Annotated in this window: 27 protein-coding genes; 13 read left to right on the top strand and 14 right to left on the bottom strand. The window is 59.9% G+C overall.

What is annotated here, in order from left to right:
- Positions 1-144: 144 nt before the first annotated feature.
- Positions 145-1,740: a DegQ family serine endoprotease gene (locus tag FHT97_RS06790; RefSeq protein ID WP_183860851.1), complete on the top strand. Its 1,596-nt coding sequence runs from the start codon at positions 145-147 to the stop codon at positions 1,738-1,740.
- Between the two features lie 119 nt (positions 1,741-1,859).
- Here the strand turns inward: FHT97_RS06790 and FHT97_RS06785 are convergent, their stop codons facing one another.
- Together FHT97_RS06785 and serB are read right to left on the bottom strand one after the other, a co-directional pair.
- Positions 1,860-2,426 carry a GNAT family N-acetyltransferase gene (locus FHT97_RS06785; protein WP_183754656.1) on the bottom strand — a complete coding sequence of 189 codons (567 nt, stop codon included), beginning with the start codon at positions 2,424-2,426 and terminating at the stop codon, positions 1,860-1,862.
- Positions 2,423-3,313 (bottom strand): phosphoserine phosphatase SerB, encoded by an 891-nt coding sequence (serB, locus tag FHT97_RS06780; RefSeq protein WP_183860850.1) that lies wholly within the window; start codon positions 3,311-3,313, stop codon positions 2,423-2,425. Before serB ends, FHT97_RS06785 begins: the two co-directional genes overlap by 4 nt.
- Before the next feature lies 1 nt (position 3,314).
- On the opposite strand from serB, the gene miaA reads away from it, so the two are divergent.
- A complete protein-coding gene (miaA, locus tag FHT97_RS06775; RefSeq protein ID WP_183861399.1) occupies positions 3,315-4,205 on the top strand; it encodes a tRNA (adenosine(37)-N6)-dimethylallyltransferase MiaA in 891 nt (296 codons plus the stop codon).
- Positions 4,206-4,216: 11 nt separating this feature from the next.
- Here the strand turns inward: miaA and FHT97_RS06770 are convergent, their stop codons facing one another.
- On the bottom strand, positions 4,217-6,310 hold the full coding sequence (locus FHT97_RS06770; protein WP_183860847.1) for a DUF87 domain-containing protein: 2,094 nt from the start codon (positions 6,308-6,310) through the stop codon (positions 4,217-4,219).
- A gap of 345 nt (positions 6,311-6,655) precedes the next feature.
- Here FHT97_RS06770 and FHT97_RS06765 point away from each other — a divergent pair, with 345 nt between their 5' ends.
- Positions 6,656-8,449 carry an acetolactate synthase 3 large subunit gene (locus tag FHT97_RS06765; RefSeq protein ID WP_114713136.1) on the top strand — a complete coding sequence of 598 codons (1,794 nt, stop codon included), beginning with the start codon at positions 6,656-6,658 and terminating at the stop codon, positions 8,447-8,449.
- Positions 8,450-8,475: 26 nt separating this feature from the next.
- Positions 8,476-9,048: an acetolactate synthase small subunit gene (gene ilvN / locus FHT97_RS06760; protein WP_016554457.1), complete on the top strand. Its 573-nt coding sequence runs from the start codon at positions 8,476-8,478 to the stop codon at positions 9,046-9,048.
- Between the two features lie 80 nt (positions 9,049-9,128).
- Here the strand turns inward: ilvN and FHT97_RS06755 are convergent, their stop codons facing one another.
- The gene (locus FHT97_RS06755) at positions 9,129-10,109 is read right to left on the bottom strand and encodes a LysR family transcriptional regulator (protein ID WP_246712576.1); all 981 of its coding nucleotides are present in this window, start codon (positions 10,107-10,109) and stop codon (positions 9,129-9,131) included.
- Positions 10,110-10,191: 82 nt separating this feature from the next.
- Between FHT97_RS06755 and FHT97_RS06750 the strand changes: the two genes are divergently transcribed.
- Positions 10,192-11,316 carry an alkene reductase gene (locus FHT97_RS06750; RefSeq protein WP_183860845.1) on the top strand — a complete coding sequence of 375 codons (1,125 nt, stop codon included), beginning with the start codon at positions 10,192-10,194 and terminating at the stop codon, positions 11,314-11,316.
- 63 nt (positions 11,317-11,379) lie between these two features.
- Here FHT97_RS06750 and FHT97_RS06745 read toward each other — a convergent pair whose 3' ends face one another.
- Complete coding sequence (locus tag FHT97_RS06745; RefSeq protein ID WP_183860843.1) at positions 11,380-12,228, bottom strand: aldo/keto reductase; 849 nt, start codon at positions 12,226-12,228, stop codon at positions 11,380-11,382.
- Between the two features lie 159 nt (positions 12,229-12,387).
- Here FHT97_RS06745 and FHT97_RS06740 point away from each other — a divergent pair, with 159 nt between their 5' ends.
- The 4 genes from FHT97_RS06740 to FHT97_RS06725 all read left to right on the top strand — a co-directional run bounded on the left by FHT97_RS06740 (position 12,388) and on the right by FHT97_RS06725 (position 14,700).
- Positions 12,388-12,981: a LysE family translocator gene (locus FHT97_RS06740; protein WP_183860841.1), complete on the top strand. Its 594-nt coding sequence runs from the start codon at positions 12,388-12,390 to the stop codon at positions 12,979-12,981.
- Positions 12,982-13,056: 75 nt separating this feature from the next.
- Positions 13,057-13,686, top strand: coding sequence for a nitrile hydratase subunit alpha (gene nthA, locus FHT97_RS06735; protein ID WP_183860839.1), 630 nt, complete (start codon positions 13,057-13,059; stop codon positions 13,684-13,686).
- Entirely contained in the window at positions 13,683-14,342 is a 660-nt protein-coding gene (gene nthB, locus FHT97_RS06730; RefSeq protein ID WP_183860837.1) for a nitrile hydratase subunit beta, read from the top strand. Before nthA ends, nthB begins: the two co-directional genes overlap by 4 nt.
- A complete protein-coding gene (locus FHT97_RS06725) occupies positions 14,329-14,700 on the top strand; it encodes a nitrile hydratase accessory protein (protein ID WP_183860835.1) in 372 nt (123 codons plus the stop codon). Before nthB ends, FHT97_RS06725 begins: the two co-directional genes overlap by 14 nt.
- Positions 14,701-14,703: 3 nt before the next feature.
- On the opposite strand, the gene FHT97_RS06720 is transcribed toward FHT97_RS06725, so the two are convergent.
- From FHT97_RS06720 to FHT97_RS06710, 3 genes are read right to left on the bottom strand one after another with little or no spacing between them, the layout of a single operon-like run.
- Complete coding sequence (locus FHT97_RS06720; protein WP_183860833.1) at positions 14,704-15,486, bottom strand: anti-sigma factor; 783 nt, start codon at positions 15,484-15,486, stop codon at positions 14,704-14,706.
- Positions 15,483-15,998: an RNA polymerase sigma factor gene (locus FHT97_RS06715; RefSeq protein ID WP_183754677.1), complete on the bottom strand. Its 516-nt coding sequence runs from the start codon at positions 15,996-15,998 to the stop codon at positions 15,483-15,485. Before FHT97_RS06715 ends, FHT97_RS06720 begins: the two co-directional genes overlap by 4 nt.
- 10 nt (positions 15,999-16,008) lie before the next feature.
- Complete coding sequence (locus FHT97_RS06710) at positions 16,009-16,389, bottom strand: lipoprotein (protein WP_016554447.1); 381 nt, start codon at positions 16,387-16,389, stop codon at positions 16,009-16,011.
- Between the two features lie 220 nt (positions 16,390-16,609).
- Between FHT97_RS06710 and FHT97_RS06705 the strand changes: the two genes are divergently transcribed.
- Positions 16,610-17,737: an ATP-dependent RecD-like DNA helicase gene (locus FHT97_RS06705; RefSeq protein ID WP_183754679.1), complete on the top strand. Its 1,128-nt coding sequence runs from the start codon at positions 16,610-16,612 to the stop codon at positions 17,735-17,737.
- A 13-nt stretch (positions 17,738-17,750) separates the two neighbouring features.
- Here the strand turns inward: FHT97_RS06705 and FHT97_RS06700 are convergent, their stop codons facing one another.
- A complete protein-coding gene (locus FHT97_RS06700; RefSeq protein ID WP_183860831.1) occupies positions 17,751-18,437 on the bottom strand; it encodes a MerR family transcriptional regulator in 687 nt (228 codons plus the stop codon).
- Between the two features lie 420 nt (positions 18,438-18,857).
- On the opposite strand from FHT97_RS06700, the gene FHT97_RS06695 reads away from it, so the two are divergent.
- On the top strand, positions 18,858-19,610 hold the full coding sequence (locus FHT97_RS06695) for a pyridoxine 5'-phosphate synthase (RefSeq protein WP_183860829.1): 753 nt from the start codon (positions 18,858-18,860) through the stop codon (positions 19,608-19,610).
- Between the two features lie 57 nt (positions 19,611-19,667).
- Here the strand turns inward: FHT97_RS06695 and FHT97_RS06690 are convergent, their stop codons facing one another.
- Positions 19,668-20,555, bottom strand: a complete 888-nt coding sequence (locus FHT97_RS06690) for an SDR family oxidoreductase (protein WP_183860827.1) — start codon at positions 20,553-20,555, stop codon at positions 19,668-19,670.
- A 117-nt stretch (positions 20,556-20,672) separates the two neighbouring features.
- Between FHT97_RS06690 and FHT97_RS06685 the strand changes: the two genes are divergently transcribed.
- The gene (locus tag FHT97_RS06685) at positions 20,673-21,089 is read left to right on the top strand and encodes a helix-turn-helix domain-containing protein (RefSeq protein ID WP_183754687.1); all 417 of its coding nucleotides are present in this window, start codon (positions 20,673-20,675) and stop codon (positions 21,087-21,089) included.
- Here FHT97_RS06685 and FHT97_RS06680 read toward each other — a convergent pair.
- The 4 genes from FHT97_RS06680 to FHT97_RS06665 form a co-directional block, all read right to left on the bottom strand.
- On the bottom strand, positions 21,075-22,304 hold the full coding sequence (locus tag FHT97_RS06680; RefSeq protein WP_183860825.1) for an MFS transporter: 1,230 nt from the start codon (positions 22,302-22,304) through the stop codon (positions 21,075-21,077). The genes FHT97_RS06685 and FHT97_RS06680 overlap by 15 nt on opposite strands.
- A gap of 70 nt (positions 22,305-22,374) precedes the next feature.
- Entirely contained in the window at positions 22,375-22,992 is a 618-nt protein-coding gene (locus tag FHT97_RS06675; RefSeq protein ID WP_183860823.1) for a TetR/AcrR family transcriptional regulator, read from the bottom strand.
- Between the two features lie 60 nt (positions 22,993-23,052).
- Positions 23,053-23,970, bottom strand: coding sequence for a bifunctional helix-turn-helix transcriptional regulator/GNAT family N-acetyltransferase (locus FHT97_RS06670; protein ID WP_183860821.1), 918 nt, complete (start codon positions 23,968-23,970; stop codon positions 23,053-23,055).
- 64 nt (positions 23,971-24,034) lie between these two features.
- Complete coding sequence (locus FHT97_RS06665) at positions 24,035-24,754, bottom strand: aspartate/glutamate racemase family protein (protein ID WP_183860819.1); 720 nt, start codon at positions 24,752-24,754, stop codon at positions 24,035-24,037.
- Between the two features lie 161 nt (positions 24,755-24,915).
- On the opposite strand from FHT97_RS06665, the gene FHT97_RS06660 reads away from it, so the two are divergent.
- Complete coding sequence (locus FHT97_RS06660) at positions 24,916-25,380, top strand: Lrp/AsnC family transcriptional regulator (protein ID WP_183860817.1); 465 nt, start codon at positions 24,916-24,918, stop codon at positions 25,378-25,380.
- Positions 25,381-25,432: the final 52 nt, after the last annotated feature.

Raw genomic sequence — 25,432 nt, 5'->3', positions numbered from 1 at the left:
GCCGGCCTTTTTGCGTGGCGGCACGAGGGCTGCGAGCGCGGTGAACAGGATTGCACGGGATTTCGCGAAAAGGTGATTTCACCCTCCATCATTCCGCCTTATGCTGGTGCTCAGAGTGCGTTTTATTTGAAATGAGGATGCTTGATGGCCCCGACGACCCGCCCGACCTTCAGACGATCGCTCGCTCTCCTGGCCGGCGCCGCACTTCTGGCAAATGTTGGTTTCACCGGCTCGGTGCAAGCGCAGGGCACGCCGCCGATGAACGGCCCGGCATCCGTTGCCGATCTCGCAGAAGGCCTCCTCAATGCCGTTGTAAACATTTCGACTTCGCAGAATGTCAAGGATGACGAGGGTGTTGGCCCGGCCCCGCGCGCGCCCGACGGTTCTCCCTTCCAGGAATTCTTCAACGACTTTTTCAACAAGCAGAAGGGTAACAAGGGCGGCAACCACAACGTCAATTCGCTGGGATCGGGCTTTGTGATCGACCCTCAGGGCTACATCGTCACGAACAACCACGTGATTGAAGGCGCCGACGATATCGAGGTCAATTTCGCGGATGGCACTAAGCTGAAGGCGAAGCTGATCGGCACCGATACCAAGACCGATCTTTCGGTGCTGAAGGTTGAGCCAAAGGCGCCGCTGACGGCCGTGAAATTCGGCGATTCCAGCGGAATGCGCATCGGTGACTGGGTCATGGCGATCGGCAATCCGTTCGGCTTCGGCGGGTCGGTGACTGTCGGCATCATTTCGGGACGCGGTCGCAACATCAACGCCGGACCCTACGACAACTTCATCCAGACGGATGCGGCCATCAACAAGGGCAATTCCGGCGGCCCGCTCTTCAACATGAAGGGTGAGGTTATAGGCATCAACACGGCGATCATTTCGCCGAGCGGCGGATCGATCGGTATCGGTTTCTCGGTGCCGTCGGAGTTGGCTGCAGGCGTCGTCGAACAGTTGCGCGAGTTCGGCGAGACGCGCCGCGGGTGGCTCGGTGTCCGCATTCAGCCGGTTACCGACGATGTTGCTGACAGCCTCGGCCTATCGAGCGCCAAGGGTGCGCTGGTGGCGGGCGTCATCAAGGGTGGTCCCGTTGATGACGGTTCGATCAAGGCTGGCGACGTCATCCTCAAGTTCGACGGCAAGCCGGTCAACGAAATGCGTGATTTGCCGCGCGTGGTGGCGGAAAGCCCCGTCGGCAAGGAAGTCGACGTTGTCGTGCTTCGTGACGGCAAGGAGCAGACCGTGAAGGTGAAGCTCGGCCGCCTGGAGGATAGCGATCAGGCCGCCTCGAACGATGCCGACGCCAACAACAAGGGCGGTGTCATCAATCCGGATCCTGATGAAAACCAGGATATGGATGAGCCCGATGACCAGCAGACCCAACCCATGCCGGATGGCAAGGGCAAGACGGATCAGGCTGCACCCGATGCAACGAATCCGAAGAATGTACTCGGCCTGTCGCTGTCTGAGCTAAGCGCGGAGACCCGGAAAACCTTCGGTATCGCTGAAAGTGTCGATGGCGTGCTTGTCGCTGAGGTCGCAGCCGGCTCTTTGGCGGCGGAAAAGGGCTTGAAGCCTGGTGACGTGATCGTTGAGGTGGCGCAGGAGTTTATGCGCTCGCCCGAGGCCGTCGCCGCGAAGGTGCAGTCGCTAAAGCAGGAAGGCCGGCGGAACGCGCAGATGATGATCGCGTCGGCAAACGGCGACTTGCGCTTCGTAGCTGTGCCGATGGAGTAGCGAGACGAGGGCTCGCTCATCCCTCAATAAGCGTCAAATGGCTTCGTCGTCGGAAGTCCGTGCGGCGACGAAGGCAAGCGGCACCAACTTCTTATGGTGCCGTGCGCCGGCAATTGGCGTTAGCGGATCCCGCATTCCCATTGCTGACGGCTGATCGTGTAAAGAACGTGGCGTTTCAGATGCGGATGCGTGTCCGGAATGCTGGGGTGGTCGAAATCGCGATCAGGTTCATGATGCAAGCCAAGCCGCTGCATGACAGCGGTCGAACGATGGTTGTCGGTTACAGCAAACGAAACGATTTCGCTGGGGTCGAACTCGGTGAAGCCATGGCGCAGTGCGGCCATTCCCGCTTCTGTCGCATATCCGCTGCCCCAGTGCCTTTTCGCGAGACGCCAGCCGACTTCGATCGTGCCCGCTGGCAGAAACGGTTCGAGCTTGGGTCTCCAGAGACCGCAGAAACCGATCGGCTCATTGGTTTCCTTCAGGGCTATCGCATAGAAGCCGAGGCCGGTCTCGGCGATACTGTCGCGGATCGTGTCGAGCATCGAATCCGCTTCAGCGCGGTCGCGACGGAAGGCGAAGAATTCCATCACCTCAGGATCGGAGTTGATCTCGTGGAACAGCGGCCGATCACCGTCGGTCCAGTTGCGCAAAAGCAGGCGATCGGTCTCTAGGATTACCGTCATGGCACTACGAAATCGGTCTTGCGGTAGCCCTGGATATAGAGCAGGGCGCTGAGATCGCCGTGATTGATCTGTATCTTCGCCTGGGCTGCGACGGTTGGTTTAGCGTGCAAAGCGACGCCGGATCCAGCCAATTGAAGCATGCCGAGGTCGTTGGCGCCGTCGCCAACGGCAATGGCGTCGTCGGGAGAAATGCCGAGCCTTTCGGAAATGTCGTTCAGCGCATCGACCTTGGCTTGCTTGCCGAGGATAGGTTCAGAGACGAAGCCGGAAAGAACACCAGCCTCTTCCAGCAGAACATTCGCGCGGTTCTCATCGAAGCCGAGCGTCTTTGCGATGGGGCCGGTGAAGACGGTAAAGCCGCCGGAGACCAGCGCTGTATAATGTCCCTTCGACTTCATGGTGGCGATCAATTCTGGGCCACCTGGAGTGAGCGTGATGCGTCTGGAAATAACGTCGTCGACGACCGAGATCGGTAGCCCTTTCAAGAGCGCAACGCGCTCACGGAGGGCTGGTTCGAAAGCGATCTCGCCGTTCATGGCGCGAGCCGTGATCGCGGCGACCTTCTCCTTTAGCCCCACTTCGGCAGCGAGTTCGTCGATGCATTCCTGGCCAATCATGGTTGAGTCCATATCGGCGATCAGAAGTCTCTTGCGGCGTGTCTCGGCATCCTGGATGACGAGGTCGATGGCAGCGCTGCCGATGGCGGCGAGAATGCCGGCTCGAGCGGCTTCGACGTCGGCTCCATCCCTCAGTGCGATATCGCAGGCAATTCCGTCAGCCAGCCAGTAGAGGCCGGAAGCTTTCACTGCATCGGTCGCCTGCTCGGCAATCGACTGCGTGAGAACAGGATTTGACGGATTGGCAACAAGCGTGGCAACGAGGGCCATGATGGAAAACCTTCTGAGCGCAATGAACGCGATCCTGATAACCGGGCCGACCGCCAGCGGCAAGTCCGCGCTCGCCGTCGAATTGGCAAAAGAGCACAGTGGGGCAGTCGTCAATGCCGACAGCATGCAGGTCTACGACACGCTGCGCGTGTTGACCGCGCGGCCATCTGAAGACGATATACAGGGTATTCCCCATTACCTCTACGGTCACGTCCCCGCGAGTCGTGCCTATTCTACAGGGGCGTGGCTGCGGGACGTTACGGATCTGCTGCAGCGTCTTCGTGCCGATGGACGCAAACCGATTTTTGTAGGCGGAACGGGCCTCTATTTCAAAGCGTTGACCGGCGGCCTTTCCGATATGCCTGCGATACCGGAGGACGTGCGCAACAGCCTTCGCTCACGCCTACAGGATGAGGGACCCGACGAACTCTATCGGCAACTGCAAGAGCGCGACCCTGCGGTCGCCGGCAGTCTTCGTCCGCAGGATGGACAGCGGATCGTGAGGGCGCTCGAGGTCATCGAAGCAACCGGCCGCTCGATCATCGATTTTCAGGCGCAAGCGGGACCGGTGATGATCGACCCCTCGGCGGCTCGCAAGATCGTGGTCGAACCGGAGCGTGCCGTCCTTCACCAGCGGATCAACGGGCGATTTGAAAAGATGCTGGAGCAGGGGGCTGAGGGTGAAGTGAAAGCGCTGCTCTCGCTTTCATTGTCGCCTGACATGCCTGTGATGAAAGCCATTGGCGTTTCGCAGATTGCGGCGATGTTGAATGGCGAGCTTACGCGCGACGAGGTTCTGGAGCGGGGCGCTGCGGCGACGCGGCAATATGCCAAGCGACAGATGACCTGGTTTCGCAACCAGATGGACGAAAGCTGGGAGCGCTTGCGGTAGCGTGGTACCGGCTAGTCCTTGTTATTTAGGCTGCTGAGCGGCTTTTTCAGGATGCTGTCACGGAGGGACATACCGGGTTCACGGCGAATGCTTCCTGCGACAGCTGGGCCGTCGCCGGTCCTGGGTGGCGGTTCTCCGCGCATTTCACGTCGTAGGGCTTCCAGGCGGCCATCGATAGACGTTTCCGGCGCTGCAAGAGGCGCGCGCTGAGGAGCGGCAAATGGCTCTCGCGGGGTGCCTGATCCCGGCAACATGTCGCGACGATATGGTTCGATCGGCGCGAGTGGTGGAGCCGCCAGAGAATGACCCGGCAATGGCGCTGACGGATAAGAGGAAGGTGCTACCGGGCCGTCGTAGTCGTTGTCATAGTCCTCTTCGTCCTCATAAGGACCGCTTGGTGGCATTGCAGCGGAGTAGCTTTGCTGGAACGCCGAAATATCCGGGCCGCTGGTGGCGCGCATGCGGGTTACGATCTTGCGCAGATCGACGTTGTCAGGATCCTCGTCGCTGACCTTCACGTTGGCACCGTTGGCCTTCGGCAAGTAGCGTTCCTCGACGCGCGAGAAGCGCATTCGCATTGGAACGCTGATCGCTTCACCGAAGGCAATCGCCTCGCCGTTGCCGATCGAGGAAATGAAGCTGGTCGTCGAGATCGACGAGTTGGGAATCGCCGAACGAATGATTTCCTGGTCGCGATCATTGGCAAGGCGCATGGCAAACAGCGTCGAGCACTGCGACAAGATCGTCTGATCGAGTTCGCCTGGACGCTGGGTGATGATCCCCAGCGACACGCCGTATTTGCGGCCTTCCTTGGCGATGCGGGCGATTGCCTGCCGTGTCGGGAAGAAGCCGAGATTCGGATCCGACGGAATGTAGCGGTGCGCTTCTTCGCAGACGACGAGCATGTGGATGGCACCGTCGCTCCACAATGCGATTTCAAAAGCCATGCGGCAAAGAACCGAAGCGACTGAGTTCACGACCTCGGAGGGGATGCCGGATAGCTGGAAGGTGCAGATCGGCCTATTGTCGCCAGGGATGCGGAAGATTTCCGCCACCGTCTCCATGATTGTGTCGCTGATGGTGTTGCTGGAGAACATGAAGTGGTAGCGCGGATCGTTGATGGCAGCGAGAACGCGCATCTTCAGCGACCGGAGCAGAGGCTTTTCGCTGCGTCCCTCGAGCCTGCCGATGCGTTCGTCGATCAGCGCCAGCAGATCGGCCATGCGATAGGGAACCGGCGTATCCGCCGTAATCGAGCTCTTTTCCGTTGTGCGCCTGACGAGCGAATTGTCGCTGCCGCGGAAGGCGCGCTTTGCCTCCGGCAGCAAATCCCGCAGGATGTCGACTTCTTCCGGAATCGGTGTTCGGCCTCTGAAGACCACTTCCGCGAACTCTTCCAGTTTCATCAGCCAGAACGGCAGGTCGAGCGTGTCCGTATCGATGACAACCGAGTGCTTCGGGAAGGCGGCAGCAAACTCGTTGTGCGGGTCGAGGATCAGTACGCGCAGCTTCGGGTCAGCCTCGATCGCCTTGTGCAAGAGCAGAGACACGGCTGTCGACTTGCCGACGCCGGTCGAGCCAACGATTGCGAAATGCTTGGACAGCATCGAGGGAATATGGATGGCGGCATCGATGCTCTCGTCTTGCGTGAGCTTGCCAATCACGGCTGTTGTTCCGCTGCCGGCGTCATAGATGCGCATCAAGTCCGTCGAGCGGATGCGGTGAGCGATGGCGCCGAGATAGGGATAGCGTGAAATGCCGGTCGAGAATTGCTCGCGGCCATCCTCGTCAACGCGAACTTCGCCAAGCAATTCGGTTTCGATTTGAAAGTAGTTGTCTTCTCCTTCGCCCCAGCTGTGACCGCCGGTGTTCATGGAGTAGACGAGGGCGACCACCCGGTTTCGACCGACGCTGATCGAAATGAGCCTTCCGACCGACCACAGTTCGGCCAGCTCTGTGCCGCCAGCTTCTGCGACGGCAGCGATCGTGGCGCGAGACCCGCTACACGCAACAACGCGGCCAAGAAACCGGTTACCCGGGGTCTGGTCGTCGCGGCGGTCATGCTCGCCTGCCTTGCCTGCCGTGTGCAAGTCCTTGTTCAGCAAAGGGCTACTCCCTGCGGTAGCAAAGGAGGATATGAGCGAACGTTTAAGAAAGTCTTTTTGCGACAGGCGCGCCAGTCCCGCGCACGTCTGACCGGGACGATTGCATTCGATTTTTTATTGCGGCATGCGTTGACGATGCGAAATTTTCTGTCTATCAATTCGCCCCATGAAAATCGCAGTAGCTCTTATCGTGGTGGGAAGGCGCATGGGCAGGATGGTATAACCATCCGGCGATAGCCACCCATGCGCTAGACGAAGGCTCCCACAGGGGCCTTTTTTTATGTCCGAAAATCGGGCTTCCGGACCACAAAACTCAAATCCCAGCAGTCAAAACGGAAAAGAAACATGACGGGCACGGACAATCAGGCAGCAGGCAATCGGATGACGGGAGCGGAGATCGTCCTCCAGGCGCTGAGGGACAATGGCGTCGAGCACATCTTCGGCTATCCGGGTGGCGCAGTGCTGCCGATCTACGACGAGATCTTCCAGCAGGACGATATCAAGCACATTCTCGTCCGCCATGAGCAGGGCGCCGGCCACGCCGCCGAAGGCTATGCCCGCTCCACAGGCAAGGTCGGTGTCATGCTCGTGACCTCGGGTCCGGGTGCGACAAATGCCGTCACGCCGCTGCAGGACGCCTTGATGGACTCGATCCCGCTCGTTTGCCTGACCGGTCAGGTTCCGACCTCGCTGATCGGTTCGGATGCCTTCCAGGAATGCGATACTGTTGGCATCACGCGCCCCTGCACCAAGCACAACTGGCTGGTCAAGGACGTCAACGATCTGGCCGCGATCATCCACGAAGCCTTCCGCATCGCCCAGTCCGGCCGTCCGGGTCCTGTTGTCGTCGATATCCCGAAGGACGTTCAGTTTGCGACTGGCACCTACACGCCGCCGTCAGCCCATGCGATCCAGAAGAGCTACCAGCCGAAGGTTCAGGGTGATCTCAGCCAGATCCAGGCTGCCATTGAACTGATGGCAAGCGCAAAGCGTCCGGTCATCTATAGCGGTGGCGGCGTTGTCAATTCCGGCCCCGAAGCGACCAAACTGCTGCGCGAGTTGGTCGAACTGACGGATTTCCCGATCACCTCGACGCTGATGGGCCTCGGCGCCTATCCCGCATCGGGCAAGAACTGGCTGAAGATGCTCGGCATGCACGGCTCCTACGAGGCGAACATGGCGATGCATGATTGCGACGTGATGGTCTGCATCGGCGCCCGCTTCGACGACCGTATCACCGGCCGCATCAATGCCTTCTCGCCGAACTCGAAGAAGATCCACATCGACATCGACCCGTCCTCGATCAACAAGAACGTTCGCGTCGATCTTGGGATCCGCGGCGATGTCGGAAGCGTTCTGGAAGATATGGTTCGCCTGTGGCGCGCATTGCCGAAGAAGCCGGAAAAGAGCCAGATCGCCGATTGGTGGGCTGATATCGCTCGTTGGCGCGCGCGTAATTCCTTCGCCTACACCAAGAATAACGACGTGATCATGCCGCAATACGCGCTGGAGCGCCTCTATGCGCTGACCAAGGATCGCGACACCTACATCACGACCGAAGTTGGTCAGCACCAGATGTGGGCAGCACAGTTCTATGGCTTCGAGAAGCCGAACCGCTGGATGACCTCGGGCGGCCTCGGCACCATGGGGTACGGCCTGCCGGCAGCGCTCGGCGTGCAGATTGCCCATCCGGAAAGCCTCGTCATCGATATCGCCGGCGACGCCTCGATCCAGATGTGCATTCAGGAGATGTCGACGGCGATCCAGTACGAGGCGCCGATCAAGATCTTCATCATGAACAACCAGTACATGGGCATGGTCCGCCAGTGGCAGCAGCTGCTGCACGGCAACCGTCTGTCCAACTCCTACACGGAAGCGATGCCTGACTTCGTCAAGCTCGCCGAAGCCTATGGTGCCGTTGGTCTGCGTTGCGACAAGCCCGATGATCTGGACGGCGCCATCCAGGAAATGATCGACGTGAAGAAGCCGGTCATTTTCGATTGCCGTGTCGCCAATCTCGCCAACTGCTTCCCGATGATCCCGTCGGGCAAGGCCCATAACGAAATGCTGTTGCCGGACGAAGCCACGGACGAGGCGGTCGCCAACGCGATCGACGCCAAGGGCCGTCAGCTCGTTTGATATCAAGGTAGAGGAAACCCACGATCATGAACGCACATCTTCAGCCGACGGGCTCTGCCTACTTCATTTCGCCGGAGACGGCGGCGGCCGAAAGCCACACGCTTTCGGTCCTCGTCGACAACGAGCCCGGCGTCCTTGCCCGCGTCATCGGCCTGTTTTCCGGCCGGGGCTACAACATCGAGAGCCTGACCGTCTCCGAGACCGAGCACCAGGCACACCTGTCGCGCATTACCATCGTGACGCGCGGTACACCGCACGTGCTCGAACAGATCAAGGCGCAGCTTGAACGCATCGTCCCCGTTCATCGGGTTGTCGATCTCACGGTCCGCGCCCGCGAGCTCGGCCAGGAGCGTCCGATCGAGCGTGAAGTGGCGCTCGTCAAGGTGGTCGGCACGGGCGAGACGCGCGCCGAAACGCTCCGGCTCGCTGACGCCTTCCATGCGAAGGTGGTGGACGCGACCGTCGATCACTTCATTCTCGAGATCACTGGAAAGTCTTCGAAGATCGACCAGTTCGTTTCGATCATGAAGCCCCTTGGCCTGATCGAAGTCTGCCGCACCGGCATTGCCGCCATGAATCGCGGCCAGCAGGGCATGTAAGAAAACAGACGTGCCGGACAACGTGGCGTCCGGCACTTCCTTCTTCCTTATGCCGCGCGCCCATGGATCTGGGCGTCAAGCTATTCGGCAGCGATCAAGACGATATCGGATCCTGCATTCGCCTCCAAAACCTTGGCACGCACAGGCTCTAGCGCCGCAAGGACCTGTTGGCGCAGCCATACGTGGCCGGCGTTGCGGTCGGACGAGGTATGCCATCCAAGCGAGATGTCGTAGGGCGGGATGTCCACCGGTCCGGGGCTGATGGCGAGGCCGAACACCGGCGCCCAGGCTCGCGCGAAGCTTGCCGGCACGGCAGCGATCACGTGCGTATCACGAACCAAGATCGGCAGCGTGAAGAGGTGTGGCGTGGTCACCGCTGCGCGTCGTTTCAATCCGCGCTCAGCCAGCACTTCGTCCACGAGCCGGCAGCGGCCGTCCTTGCTGACGATCACGGCCTGCGGGGTCGCAAGAAACGTCTCGAGGTCGATGGCGCCGGAACCACCGGTTGTCTCGGGGTTGCTGAGGATGACATAGCGCTCGGACCAGAGCTTGCGACGTTTATGAAGTTCGTTGCCTGTCTCCACCTTGCCGATCGCGAGGTCTATCTCGCCGCTGTCCAGGAGATCCGCGGGATAATCCTGGTCGATCGACCGTATCACGAAATTGACATGTGGCGCCTGCTCGTGAACGGAAGCGAGCAGCGGCGGCATCAACAGGCTTTCCAGATAGTCAGTCATTCCGAGCGTGAAGGTTCGCTCATCCGTTGCCGGGTCGAATTGCTCCGGCTCGATCAGGCGGGATTGGATCGTGCACAGGATGCCGCTCACGGTTTCGGCGAGTTCCTGCGCCCGTGGCGTCGGTTCGATTCCGCGCGCCGAGCGAACAAACAGCTCGTCGGACAGAAGCGCTCGCAGGCGCCCAAGGTTGTGGCTCAAGGCGGATTGGGACGTGCCGATGCGCTGTGCCGCCCGCGTGACGTTGCGCTCGCTCATCAGGGCGTCAAACGCAACCAGCAGATTCAGGTCGAACTTCAAGATATGAGCGTGATCGATCGACATCATGATTTCCATCTGTTGGATTTATGACTGTGCCAGAGATATCTGTTTGGTCGATGATAATCAACCCAATTAAGGAATAACGCTCATGAAGTCTCTCTTTGAAGTCTACGATCTTCGCGGCCAGAAGCTTCGCAACCGCGTCGTCATGGCTCCGATGACCCGCGCCCGGGCGAAGGACGGTATCGCCGACCAGCAGACCGCCCAGTATTACCGCCAGCGCGCCGGCGCCGGTCTGATCGTCTCGGAAGGAACGCCGATCTCGCAAGAGGGAACAGGCTTTGCCTTCATCCCTGGCATATGGTCGGACGATCAGGTCCGTGGCTGGCAGGGCGTGACGAAGGCCGTGCACGAGGAGGGCGGGAAGATTTTTGCGCAGATCTGGCACGTCGGTCGCATGTCGCACACCTCTCTTCAGCCGGCCGGCGGACAGCCTGTCAGCTCCAGCGCCAAGCCTGCGCGCGACGATAAGAGCACGGCGTATGCGTTCAATGAGGACGGCGTTGCCGGCTTCGTCGAAGCGAGCGTACCGCGGCCGCTCGGGACCGACGAGGTTGCGAGGGTTGTAGACGACTTTGCGAATGCCGCGACAAATGCCATTGCGGCCGGATTTGACGGCGTCGAAATCCACGGCGCAAACGGCTATCTGCTTGAGCAGTTTCTCAATCCTGAAATCAACGACCGCGCCGATCGGTATGGAGCGGGCAACGTCGAGGACAGGACGCGCTTCGTGCTCGAGATCGTCGATGCGGTGGTAGCGCGGATTGGCGCGGAGAAGGTCGGCATCAGGCTTTCACCATTCGGCAAGCTGTTCGACATGCCGCATCATCTGTTGATCGAGGAAACCTACCTGCACCTTGCTGCTGCGCTCGCTGAACGCAACCTTGCCTATGTGCACTTGAAGGACCAGGGTCCGGCCAGTGCTCCGGCTCTTTCGAGAGATTTCCTGCGCAAGTTCCGCCAGAGCTACTCCGGTACGCTGATTCTTGCTGGTTCCCTCGACAAGGGTCGCGCCGAAGAGTTTCTGCGGGACGGCTTGATTGATCTTGCCGCCTTTGGTCAGCCGTTCATCGCAAATCCGGATCTGGTAGAACGTCTGCAGGGGGATCTGCCTTTGGCGACGCCCAACCGTGACACCTACTACGGCGGCGGCGCCGAGGGATACACTGACTACCCGGTATACGCGGGTGGCACTGAGGCAAAGGCTGCCTAGTCGCGGCGCCGACCAGCGATTTCCAGGAAATCGCGACGCGACGTCATAGAAAGCCGCTGGATGTCACAGCATCTCCAGCGGCTTTTTTCTTGCTGGAGGCGGGAAGGCAGTGTCGAGTGCCGCCCAGTCCTCGTCGGTAATATCGAGCGAAACGGCGTCGCGGTTTTCGGTGGCGCGGGCAGCGCTCGATGTCTTCGGGATAACGATTACACCATCGCGCTCCAGCAGGAAGGCAAGCGCCACCTGCGCAGGCGTCGCCTGGTATGCCTTGGCAATGCGGATCAGTTCCGGATGATGCAGGATGCGACCCTGTTCGATCGGCGAATAGGCCATGACAGGGATCTGCCGCTCCTGACAAAATGGAAGCAGATCATATTCGACGCCGCGGCGCGACAGATTGTAGAGGACCTGATTGGCGGCGACGTTGCGGCCATGAGGTACATCAAACAGTTCCTCCATATCGCTCTTGTCGAAGTTGGAAACACCCCAAGCTCCGATCTTGCCCGATGCCTTGAGCCCCTCGAACGCTTCGACGGTTTCCGACAAAGGGTGGTCGCCGCGCCAATGCAACAGATAGAGGTCGATCCGATCCGTCCCGAGACGCGACAGGCTGCCTTCACAGGCGTCGATCGTGCCCTGCCGGCTGGCGTTCCAGGGATACACCTTGCTGACGACAAAGACCTCTTCTCGGCGCCCACGGATTGCCTCGCCGACGATCTTCTCAGCACCGCCATCGGCGTACATTTCCGCCGTATCGATCAGCGTCATGCCGAGATCCAGGCCTGCCCGCAGGCTCTCGATTTCCCGCTTTGCCTCCGAGGATCTCTCGCCCATGTTCCAGGTGCCCTGGCCAAGGGCGGGGACCTCCGCACCGTTCGGAAAGCGGATCGTTGGGATGGCGTCGCCTTGCATGATGTCGTTCCCGGTTTAGGAGAAGATTGGACAGATCGATGATCTTTCAACCAATCCTGTCACCATGACAATGGCCGTGTGGAAAGACGAATTTAGGTCACGTACACTGACCTAAATTCAAAGGCCTCGCCGTACCGGACGCGGGCTTCGGGAGGTTCCATGCCGCTGGACACATTTCTTGCCCTGGTGCTCTTTGCATTTGCAACATCCATAACGCCGGGGCCGAACAATATGATGCTGTTCGCATCCGGCGTGAATTTCGGTTTCCGCCGTACCGTTCCGCATATGCTGGGTATCGGGGCAGGGTTCTTTTCACTGCTGATCGGCGTCGGATTCGGGCTCGGGGCACTCCTGCATACGGTGCCGGCGCTCTACATGACGCTGAAGTTTGCCGGTGGCGCCTATCTTGCCTGGATCGCGTGGAAGATTGCGACGTCGCGTTCTATCGGCGAAGGCAAGAGCGGCGCGAGGCCGATGTCCTTTCTGTCTGCGGCCGCCTTCCAGTGGGTCAATCCGAAGGCCTGGGTCATGGCCGTCACAGCAATGGCGACCTATACGATCCCCGACATCTATCTGGCGAGCGTTCTGATCGTCGGCGGCGCGTTTGCAGTGGTCAACGTGCCAAGCGTGTCGACTTGGGCGGGCTTTGGTTCGGCGCTGCGCGATTGGCTGTCAGAGCCGACACGGCTCAAATGGTTCAACATCACCATGGCCGTACTGTTGGTGCTAAGCCTGTGGCCGTTGTTAAAGTAGATACCGGCAGGCGGTGAGCTTGGCGGCTGGATTTCAACCGCCTAAGATGCGTCACGCATTGGCGGAGGATGTCCCTTGCACGACGACGATCACGACCATCATCACCATCACGACAACCGCTACACGGACATGCAGGCGCGGGTGAGGGCGCTGGAGACTGTCCTGACAGAGAAGGGGCTGATTGATCCGGCAGCGATAGACGTGATTGTTGAGACCTACGAAACAAAGGTCGGTCCCCGCAACGGAGCGCGTGTCGTCGCGAAGGCCTGGAGCGATCTCGAATTTGCGGACTGGTTGCGACAAGATGCGACAGCTGCGATCGCGAGTCTCGGATATGCGGGGCGCCAGGGCGAGCATATGCGTGCGGTGTTCAACACCGACGACACCCACAACCTCGTCGTCTGCACGCTCTGCTCCTGTTACCCCTGGTCTGTGCTTGGCTTGCCGCCGGTGTGGTACAAGGCACCGGCCTATCGCTCGCGGGCAGTCATCGACCCGCGCGGCGTACTGGCAGAGTTCGGCGTTACATTGCCGGAGAGCAAGAAGATCCGCGTCTGGGATTCTACGGCCGAGTTGCGGTATCTCGTTGTTCCGGAGCGGCCGAACGGCACGGACGGTTGGAGCGAGGAACGACTTGCCGATCTCGTCAGCCGTGACGCGATGATTGGAACAGGTCTGGCAGCTGTTCCGGAGAATGCACGATGAACGGCCCGCATGACCTTGGTGGCCAGATGGGCTTTGGCCCAGTCGCGCCGGAAAAGAACGAGCCGTATTTCCATGCCGAGTGGGAGAAGCGGGCACTTGGACTTACGCTGTCCAGCGGCGCGCTTGGCGCCTGGAACATCGATGAGAGCCGCCATACACGCGAAAGCATCCCGCCAGCCGATTACCTTGGCGCGAGCTACTACGAGATCTGGACGCGGGCACTGGAGGTGCTGTTGCAGCGACATGGCTTCGTCACGGCTGCGGAGATCGATGCCGGCCGCAAGCAATCGGATGGCGCGATGCCGAAGCGGGTACTTAAAGCCGATATGGTGGCGGGTGTGCTCGCCAAAGGCGGCCCCTGTGACCGGTCTGTGACAACGGCGCCCCGGTTCGCTGCCGGTGACAAGGTTCGAACCAGAAATTTCAATCCGACCACCCATACGCGGTTACCACGTTATGCGCGCGCGAAATCGGGCGTGGTGGAAGCGGTTCAGGGCTCGTTCGTCTTTCCGGACGACAATGCCCACGGAAGGGGTGAAAACCCGCAATGGGTGTATACCGTTGTGTTCGATGGCGGCGAGATCTGGGGCGAGGGTGCCGATCCGACACTCCGCGTTTCGATCGATGCCTGGGAGAGCTACCTTGAGCCAGTGTGATACACGCTCGCTGCTGGCGCGATCGCCGCAATTGCCAAGATCGGCTGACGGCGAGCCGGTTTTTCCGGAGCCCTGGGCCGCTGAGGCGTTTGCGATGACAGTCCATTTGCATGAGCGGGGACTGTTTACCTGGAGCGAATGGGCGGACGCCCTATCCCGGGAGTTACATGAGCCCGGCCGGGCCGAAGACGGTAGCGACTACTTCGATTGCTGGGTGGCAGCGCTTTCGGCGCTACTCGTCAAACTCGGCGTGGCCGACGCCGACACCATCATCGATCTACAGCGGAGTTGGCAGCGGGCGGCCGAGGCGACACCGCACGGCAAGCCGATCGAACTTGCCAACGATCCGCTGCGCTGAGGCTCAGGACGGAAACTGCCTGTAACATTCCTCCGCGACCTTCCTCAGCAGATCGCGCGAGACTTCGCCGGTAACGGCATAGCCGAGTTCCCCATCGATCCAATAGAAGGTTTCGACATCGCCTGATGAGGCGAAGCGGAAACTGGTCGATTTGTTATCCGCGTTGCGCCCAACGAGCACTGTCAGGCGTTCGCCTGCCTGATCCTCGTACATGAACATCGCGCCAGGGCTGCCATCGACGGGCAACAAGCGGCCGCCGACCAACTTGAAGCCGAGTTCCTGCAGGTTGGGAAGCTTGAGGTTCTGCACAGCAAGCCGCTTGCCCAGCCAGGTCGCAAGATGCGCTTCCTCGTTTGCAAAGACCTCCACGGGATGGCGCACTTCTCCGGCGTAGACCAGGAAAGCGTTGCGCGCTTCGTTGGGAAGAGTTTCGAGTTCCGTCAACTGCAGATCCGGCTTCTCGATCAGTGCCGGTCCGTAATGGCCGCTCAGCGCTCCAAGACCAAAAACCACGGCGATCGCGGCTGTCATCGCCAGTCGCTTCGGCCAATTGGCAGGCCGGCTCCGACCTGTGACAAGCTGTACGTCCGCGTCCGTGGACTTCTCATAGCCAGCAAAGAGTGATCGGATCTGGGCATTTTGCACAGTCCATTCCGCCACTCTGGCGGCATCATCCGGATTGTCATCGAGCCATGCCTCGATGCGCGCGCGTCCCTCGTCTGGAAGCTGCCCGTCGGCGTAGGCATGAAGATCCGCTTCGGTCACGGTCTGGTTGATATCTTTCATTTCGGTCTCCGAAGCGTAATGACATTGTCGGCCTTCATCCGCTCTCCTATGCGCTGGCGTGCGCGCGACAGGCGCGACATGACGGTACCGATGGGGATGTCGAGCGCGATCGCAACCTCTTGGTAGGTATAGCCTTCGATGACGACCAGCATCAGCACCGAGCGGTTTTCTTCCGAAAGACTGTTCAGCGCGTCCTCCAGCCGCGAACGTTCGAGCGGATCGGGAGCCGGATCCACCGACACGATCTCTTCGGCGCTATCGAGTTCCACGAACGGGGCGCGGCCGGTCTGGCGCCGACTGTTGCGATAGAGGTTCGTCATGATCGTCAGGACCCAGCCGCGCAGGTTCAACCCGCGCCATTGTCCGCGACGGGTGAGCACCTTCTCGACGCAATCCTGCAGCAAATCCTCGCCATCCGCATCGGAGCGAGTGAGGCTACGGGAGTAGCGCCTCAGCGAGGGAAGGAGGGCCAGGATTTGGCCCTCGAACGTATCATGACCCGGTGTCTTCAAGTCCGTTCGCTCACGGCTTGACGAGATCCCAGTTGCCGCCGACGCCGTCACCGGTGATATCGCCCATCTTCTTGTCTTTGACCCAATAATACAGCGGCATGCCGTCTTTCGCCCACTGCTTGGTGCCGTCCTTCCGTTCGACGATCGAATATGCACCTTCCGGCTTCGCACCGCTAGCGGCCATGAGTGGCGGCCAGTTCTTGGCGCAATCCTCATAGCAATTCGACATGCCTTTATGGTCTTTCTTGAAGGTGTAAAGGGTCATGCCTTTTTCGCCGGCCAGGACCTTGCCCTTGGCGGTGTCGACGGTCTCGACGGGCGGGGCGGCAAAGGCAGCCGTTGCGGCAGCGGAAGCGACGGCAAATGCAACTAGCATCTTTGCGGATTTCATGGGCTCTCTCCTCACATCTTGGGCAGGCTTGATTGCCTTGCCTGACATGAGACACCATCGGTCCCGGTTTTATTCCCCTATCGCCTGTCCGTGGCGCCCTTATTTTTGCGGCGGCGTCGGAAGACTGGGAAGCGTGCCGAGACACCGAACTCCCATAGAGTCGTGCGCCCGGATTTTCAGGGTTGCCTATGTCGGGCGAATCCTGCCAAGTCGATCCACGATGCAATTTGCTCCGCAACAAGACGAAGCCCTCAAGGCCGTTTCCACATGGCTGAAGGAGGGGCGGTCTCCGCTTTTCCGCCTGTTCGGTTATGCCGGCACGGGTAAGACGACGCTTGCGCGCCATTTCGCGGAGCATGTGGACGGTGACGTGCTGTTTGCCGCCTTTACCGGTAAGGCGGCCCAGGTCTTGCGGTCGCGCGGCGCCAGCAACGCAAAGACGATCCACTCGCTGATCTATCGCCCGCGGGGCGAAGAGGCTGTCGAGGACGAAGAGACAGGCAAGACCTCCATCGCCCCGATGTTTTCCATCAACCGGCAGAGCCCGGTTGCCAAAGCCGCCCTTATTGTGGTCGACGAGTGTTCGATGGTGGATGAGGCCCTCGGCCGGGACTTGATGAGCTTCGGAACCCCGATCCTGGTGCTCGGCGATCCAGGTCAGCTTCCTCCGGTTTCTGGCGGCGGCTTCTTCACCAATCAGGAGCCGGACTATCTGCTGACGGATATTCACCGCCAGGCTCGCGACAATCCGATTATCCAGCTCGCGATGCAGGTGCGAGAAGGCAACGAAGTCGGCTATGGCGACTACGGGACAGCGCAGGTTATCTCGAAAGGCGAGGTGAACCAGTCTCTGGTGTTGGATGCTGATCAGGTTCTCGTCGGAACCAATCGGACGCGGCGCAGATACAATCAGCGTCTTCGCGAGCTGAAGGGCTTCACGACCGAGTATCCGCAAACGGGCGACAAGCTCGTTTGCCTGCGCAACGATCCGGCAAAAGGGCTGCTCAACGGCTCGCTCTGGCAGGTGATGACGTCGTCCAAGGAGACGACGAAGCCGGGGATCAACCTGCTGATCCGCCCAGAGGACGATGACATGGATCGCGGCGCGGCCAAGATCAAGCTGCTGAAGCAGGCGTTCGAGGATGGCGAGGGCGAGATTCCCTGGAACACGCGCAAGCGCTACGACGAGTTCGACTACGGCTATGCGCTAACGGTCCACAAGGCACAGGGCTCGCAGTGGAACAATGTCGTGCTGTTCGATGAAAGCTGGGCCTTCCGTGATACCCGCGAACGCTGGCTCTACACCGCCATCACGCGCGCGGCCGAAACGTTGACGATCGTGCGCTAGGTGCTTCTCCCGGTCAGATCTGGACTACACCCAACATGACGGCCTTGGCTATCGCCTGGAAACGGTTGTTGGCGCGGAACTTTTGAATGATGCCGGTTTCCAGAGAGTGTGCTTCCTCGTTCCGAAGGTCGAGGGTGCGTGCAATGCGCTGCGTTGAAAGACCTGCCGCCATCAGAGCCAGGCATCGCGACTCCTGATCCGTGAGTGCCGATCCACCCTGGTTGTCGTTCAGCGGCTGATCATCGCTTGTCTCGCGCTCGAGCAGGTTACTCACCTGCTGCATCTGCCGGTGTAGCGTGGACATTTCAGCGCTGAGTTCGCGCTTGCGGGTGTTAAGCGCGTCGCGAAACAAGGTTTCCGCAGCTTCCTGCGTCTCAGCCTCAATCAGGTCATTCATCAGGTCTTGTATCACCGCAACGGCCATTCCGGCCTCGCGGCAAGCGTTGATGACCGCCATGCGCCTGACGTCGCCCGGCTCGTAGACGCGCATCAGGCCGATTCGGCCGGCGGAGATCAGGCCTTTCTCCTCGTAGAAGTGCAGGGTGCGATGGGTAACGCCGAAGGCATTGGCCATATCGGCTATAGGCACTCTTCCGCGGGGCAGGTCGGCGGGCAATGCCGCTGAAGGGAGGAAACGGTGCCTCGGGCGAGTTTGCGTCACGTGGTCTGAGGTGAACCCTTGATTGTAACCTTCTGCCATGGTCCCTCCCGTTGTGTTCATTATGCGACTGCATTGCAAAGGGTGCGGTTGAGTGGGGTTTCCTCTTAGCGTTCCTGTCCAGTTATCGAAGGACTTGGCGGTGTCTTCTTCGATATCGCAAGCTTACGTTACCCGTGATTGACGTATTTTGTTAGTATCAAAATTAGTGACTTTTAATTTACAGGGCAATCCGCCTTGAAAGCTTCACGAAGCGACGTTGATTCGCGGCGAAAGGGGCCCTGGCGAAACATTTGGCCGTTTAATGCGCGAAGGCCGAACCAAATCTACTTGCAGCCGTTCCGCTAACGGACGAAACGCTCGCGCCATCACGGATTTGCATGCATTCATGTACGAATCTCGTTGGTCCCTGACGACTCATTGGCTTAGAAACACTTGTCCTTCGTTTCAGTGGAACCCGCTATGCCGACTACGCTTTCCGTCAATCTCAATGCCGTCGCGATGCTCCGAAACCGCCGCGATCTACCGTGGCCAAGCATAGAAGGACTCGGGCGGATCGCGCTGCAATCCGGCGCAAGCGGTTTGACCGTGCATCCGCGCCCCGACCAGCGGCACATCCGCTTCTCCGACCTGCCGGTTATCCGCAACTTGATCGACGATGAGTTTCCGGATGCCGAGTTCAATATCGAAGGTTACCCGACTGACGAATTTCTGGAGCTCTGCGCCAGCGTTGCGCCGGAGCAGGTGACGCTGGTTCCTGATGATCCGACGCAAGCGACGTCGGATCATGGCTGGGATTTCCGCAAGCATCGGGACTTCTTGGCTGACGTGATCGGGCGGCTCAAGAAGATGGGAACGCGTGTATCGCTGTTTGCCGACGGCGACGGTGATGCCGAGGCTGTTGGGGTTGCCAAGGTCGTAGGCGCCGACCGAATCGAGCTTTATACGGGTCCCTATGGCGGGTGTTTCGACGCACCGGAGCGGGCCGGACCAATCCTCGAGGCACTGGGCAAGACTGCGGACGCCGCATTGGCGATCGGCTTGGGCGTCAATGCCGGGCACGATTTGACGGTGGCGAATCTGCCGCCGCTGGTAAAGCGAATTCCGAAGCTGGCCGAGGTATCCATTGGCCACGGATTGACGGCAGATGCGCTTGAGTTCGGCATGGCGGAAACGGTGCGGCGGTTCTGCCGGGCGTGCGGCCAGAAGATCTAGACTGGGAATTGGGCGAAAGCCCGCTCCGCGGTGCAAAAGCGGGCCTTGTCGACTGGCTCAAGCGATGAGCGCGGTCTTGTGTGCGACGAAGAAGTCCTTGAGCATTTCGGGCTTCCCGCCGGTCAGCTTCTCATAGTCAGCCGTTACGAGATCAAAGTTGCCGGCGCGGATGTTCGCATCGGCGGAGACGAGCATGTCGGCGACGAAATCAGGCAGTCCGGCGCCGCGCATGCCTTGGCCGAGTTGCTCGTCCGTGACGCTGACGACCTTCAATGGTTTTCCGACTGCATCGGCCAAGACGGCGGCAATCTTGTCAGCGTCCAGGGATTCTGTTCCAGTCAGCGTATAGGTCGCGCTTTGGCTGGTGTTGGAGGCAAGAGATGCGGCGATCGCACGCGCGCAGTCTTCGCGAGAAATGTTTGAAATCTTGCCTTCGCCGGTGGCCGTGTACCAAGTGCCGGAGTGGAGATTGTGCGGCATCCCATGGAGATAGTTCTCCATGTACCAGGCATTGCGAATGATCGTGTAGGGGATGCCCGTCGCCTTGATCGCGTTCTCCGTGCCGAGATGGTCAGGCGCGAAGGTTACCAGCGATTTGTCCGGCGATGGCATTGACGTGTAGGCGATGTGCTTTACGCCTGCCTTGGCGGCTGCATCAACCGCTGCCTTGTGCTGCTTGAGGCGTTGACCGGGGACGGCGAGCGCGTCAGTGCTGATGATCAGCAGCCGATCGACGCCTTTGAAGGCAGCTTCGAGCGAGGCGGCGTCGTCGAAGTCGGCCCTGCGGGTGGCGACACCCTTGGCGGCAAGGTCTCCGAGCTTGGCGGTGTCGCGCGTTGCGGCGATGATGTTTGCAGCAGGAACCGTTTCGGTCTCGAGCAGATGGTGAATGATCCGCTGGCCGAGCTGGCCGGCAGCACCGGTGATGAGAATGGTCTCGCTCATGTCTTTCCTCTAGGTTCGATAAAGGTCTCAAAAAGAGACTAGCTCTAGATTAGGAATTGACTGCGAGCTGTAAAGAGGGCAGTTTTTTCGCTCTACGTTACCAAAAGGGAACCATGCATGAGCGGCGCCGTCCTCAACCTGAAGAACAAGGCTTCCGGCGTTCGTCGCGACGTCGACCTCAGCAACCTCGACTTCGACAATTGCCCGGTTCGGGACATGATGCAGCAAATCGGCGGCAAGTGGTCGACGCTGATGCTCGAGGCGCTCTCCAAGCGTCCGTATCGATTTGGAGAGCTACGGCGGATGATCCCAGACATCTCGCAGCGTATGCTGACGCAGACATTGAGAGACCTGCAGCGTGACGGTTACATCGAGCGGGAGGTTTTTCCGACCAAGCCGCCGAGCGTCGAGTATCGCATGACCGATCTTGGCCGCTCGCTCTACGGCACTCTGGCGCTACTGCTGAACTGGGCGGAAGAAAACCATGATTTGGTTCGCGCCGCCCGGCTCAGATTCGATTCAGCCGACGTCTGAAACTGTCTGCCTGCCGAAGCCTTCCGTAAGGAAGAGAAGGAAGGCGAGGGCTGGAAAGCAAAAACCGATCCATGCAGTCATCGTCCAGCCGCCAGTCGCGTAAGCCCAGCCGCCCACCGCCGATCCGATCGCGCCACCGGTAAAGAACGTCGCCATGTAGAGGCCGTTCAGGCGACTGCGATGCTCGGCGCTGATCGCGTAGACGGCGCGCTGGCCACAGACAAGGTTGGTGGTCACTCCGAAATCGAGCAGGATAGCCGCCGCAGTCAGCAAAAGCAGGGCCGTTAGGGAGCTGTCCGTCGCGAATTGACTGATGAGAAACGCCGACATTCCAAGCAGCATCGCCAGTGTGGAAGCCGCTCTCGTGAGCCCGCGGTCGGCGAGCCGTCCGGCGATCGGCGAGGCCACAGCGCCAGCCGCGCCAGCGAGCGCGAATAGTGCGATACCGTTCTGCGTCAGCCCAAATTGAGGGCCAGCAAGGAGTAGCGGCGTGGTAGTCCAGAAGAGACTGAAGGCACCGAACATGCCCGCCTGATAAAGCGCGCGACGCTGGAGAACGCGGGAGTGGAGGGCGAGGTCTGCCATCGAAGCAAGCAGCTTGCCGTAGCTCAGTCGCGTGTGGGGGACACGGACCGGAAGCTTGGCTCTTAGAATGACGACGAGCACGACCATGGCGGCGGCAGTCAGGAAGTAAACCATGTGCCAGGACGTCGCCTCCGCAACGAAGCTGGCGAACGGGCGTGCCAGCATGATGCCGCAGAGTAGCCCGCTCATGACGTTACCGACGACGCGCCCCCGGATTGCGTCCGGCGCCATATGAGCAGCAAAGGGGACGAGTACCTGGACGGCAACCGAGGCGAGACCGATGCTCAATGAGGCCAAAAGAAACATTGCGGGAGTCGATGACAGACCTGCACCCACCAAGGCAACGGCGGAGACCGCAATAAGCGTCAGCACGAGCCTGCGGTTTTCCAGAAGATCGCCGAGCGGAACGATCAATAGGAGGCCCAGACCGTAACCGATCTGGGTCAGCGTAACGATCAGGCCTGTTGCCGCTGGCGTGAAGCCGAGAGACGCGCTGATCGGGCCGGCGAGCGGCTGACCATAATAGAGATTCGCCGCGACAAGTCCGCACGCGGCGGCGAAAAGAAATGTCATCAACGGCGAGATCGTCTGTGGCGCGACGGGTTTTCGCGTGTTGGTCGAAAGGCTCATAGTAGGCTCCGGTGGGGCTATCGGATGTCAAAAAAGGTTGCGCGCTGAAGCGGGTCTTATTCAACCCGTTTCACGCCAGAAGTTTCATTGCAGTTGCAGCGACCGCGGCCATCTCGTCTTCGCTGGGTCCCGTTTTGCCCACTACGCGCATTCCCATGGTCAAGCAAAGGAGCGAGCGGGCGGTGGCGGCAATGTCGATGTCGCCTGAGATTGAGCCATCGCTTTGGCCGAGTCGGAGGAGATCGGCGATCAGGGCCTCGTTGCTGGCAAAGGCAGCAGCGACATGTTCGGCGGCCTTCTCGTCGAAGAGGGCGAGATCGTTCGCACTGCCGACGACCAGGCAGCCACGCAGACCGGCGGCGCCGTGCGAGGAGAGCGCGTAGTGTGTCAGGACCTCGCGGATCTTGTCGCGGCCGGTTTCGGCTTTCGCCATGCGTTCGTCCAGCAACGCGCGACGAATGGTCCGATATCGGTCGAAAGCAGCGAGGAACACGCCGCGCTTGTCCTTGAAAGCCTTGTAGATGCTGCCTGAAGCAAGGCCCATGGCTTCGGTAAGCTCACTGATCGACGCGGCCTGATAGCCGCGCTCGGAAAAGACCTGCAGCGCTTTGTCGAGCGCTGCGTCGCGATCGAATTCGCGTGGTCTACCGCGTGTCCGGGTCGTCTCAGTGAAGGTCGCCATGGTCATGGCGGAATAATTAGGAAATGATCGTTTCCAAATCAAGCGAAACTTTTGGGACGCAGCAAATCAGAGGTCAAGAACCCAGGTTTGGCCATTCTCCTCCGGACCAAACATTCGGTGTCGCTCTTCGGAGACAAGGCGAAAGCCCGCCTTCACATAGATGCCGCGCGCCGCGTGCAGAACGTCGTTCGTCCAGAGCGATACCTGACGGTATTTCTTCGCCCTCGCGAACCGAATGCACTCGTCCACCAGCATCTTGCCGAGTCCGAGACCGCGCGCCGCCTTGTCCACGTAGAGCAAGCGAAGCTTGGCGATGCCGTCGCCGCCGTTGGTGACGAGGATAGAGCCGACGTTGATGCCTGCACGTTCTGCGATCCAACAATACTCCATTGAAGGATCGAAATTTGCCAGGAACTTGCCGGCGACCTCGGCGACAAGACCCTCGAAGCGCATGTCCCAGCCGTACTCCTCGGTATAGGCTTTTCCCTGGCTCTGAACGATCCAGCCGATATCCCCAGGCTGATGCGCTCGGACGATTAACGGAGGTGGCGACGCGTCGGAATCCAGCAGTGAACGGATGGCCGTCATTGCAGTCACGATGCTTTGGGGTTCGCCATCGACCAGCGTTGCAAAACGCTCTGCGATCTGAGCGTTGGAGCGTCGGCCAAGTTCCTCGAACTGATCGTGTCCCTTGGTGGTGACTGTGATGATCTGGCTGCGAAGGTCACTGGGATCAGGCGCCGTATCAATCAGTCCGGCGGCACGAAAGCGCTTGAGGATGCGGCTGAGATAGGCGGGGTCGAGATGCAGATCGCGCGCCAACGCGACGGCGCTGACGCCCTTGCTGGAGCCGATCTCGAAGAGCACACGCGCGTCAGTCAGCGTGAACTCGGTATCGAGATAGGCCTTGTTCAAGACCCCCAAGAAGTTTGTGTAGAAGCGATTGAAGTCGCGGGCAGCGTCGATCAAACCTGAATCAGCCATGGACAAAACCTCCGATTAGGAGATTTTGTCCTGCTTTTATTTGACTGAGTCAATTAAATTCACATTAGGCGGCGACCGTCTCGTCAACTGTTTCGTCAGCGAGCGCGAACTCGACAGCCGCCCTTGCATGGATCTCAGTCGTGTCGAAGCCGGGTAGCGGCAGCCGGTTCGGGTCGAGGATGAGGCAGATTTCCGTGCAACCGAGAATGATTCCATCTGCACCCTTGGCACGCTCCCGTTCGATGATCTGCATCAGTTTCTCACGCGAGCTGTCTAGCACCTTGCCGGCGCAAAGCTCGTTGAAGATGATGTCGTGAACGGATGTCCGGTCGGCGGCTTCGGGAACCACGATGTCGACGCCGAGCCTCTTCATGCGATCGGCATAGAAGCCATGCTCCATTGTGTATCGGGTCGCAAGCAGCAGCGGGCGCTTGCATCCGGCTGCCTTCAGTGATTCAGCGGTCTCGTCGATGATGTGAATCAGCGGCACGGAGATGCGTGAGGCAACCTGATCGGCGATCAGGTGCATGGTGTTCGTGCAGATCAGCACGCAACGCGCGCCGGCAATTTGCAGATGCAGGGCAACGTCGCCGAGCCGGTTTGCGGCGGCGTCCCAGTCACCGGCTTTCTGCATCGAAACAATCTCGTCGAAATTGACGGAGTGCATCAACAACTCCGCCGAAGACAGTCCACCGAGGCGCTCGCGCACCATCTCATTGATCATGCGATAATAAACCGCCGAGCTTTCGAAGCTCATTCCGCCGATCAGTCCGATTGTTTGCATTCTGGTTATGCTCCCCGTCTGGAATTTCCTATTGGCGAAATCATGCATCAATCATCGCGCAAATGGTTTGCTTTCTTTGATCCGAACTCCCCATTTGCGCTGTAGTTTTGCACAAGATGGCAATATTGTGCAAAATTAACTCGCCACTCCTGGAGGGCTCAATGCTGGATGATCGCGACCGCCGAATCCTTGAATTATTGCAGGCTGATGCCGGCATTTCGGTGACGGATCTTGCGGAGAAGGTCGCTTTGTCGGTCTCGGCCTGTTCACGGCGCATCCAGCGGCTGGAGGAGAGCGGTCACATTGCACGGCGGATCGTGGTGCTCGACCGCGCGAAGATGGGCGTCCCGACAACGGTGTTTGCGTTGATCAAGACGGCACACCACACGGACGAATGGATCGAGACATTTCGCCGGGCAATCAGCGCCGTTCCCGAGATCGTCGAGGCGCACCGCCTTACCGGGAACTACGATTACATTCTGAAAATCGTACTCCCGCGCGTCGAGCACTACGACGTGATCTACAAGCAAATCGTTCGCAAGATCGAACTCTTCGACGTCTCCGCGTCCATATCGATGGAGTTGCTGAAAAGCGGAACATCGATCCCCGTGGCCTACGCGGACTGACCGCCGTCGATACTTCTCGACCATCGCCGTGAGCAGGCGAGCTATGCGGAAA

It is taken from the genome of Rhizobium sp. BK399, from assembly GCF_014194695.1.
GTDB lineage: Bacteria > Pseudomonadota > Alphaproteobacteria > Rhizobiales > Rhizobiaceae > Rhizobium.
This window is presented reverse-complemented; position numbering and strand designations above follow the sequence as displayed.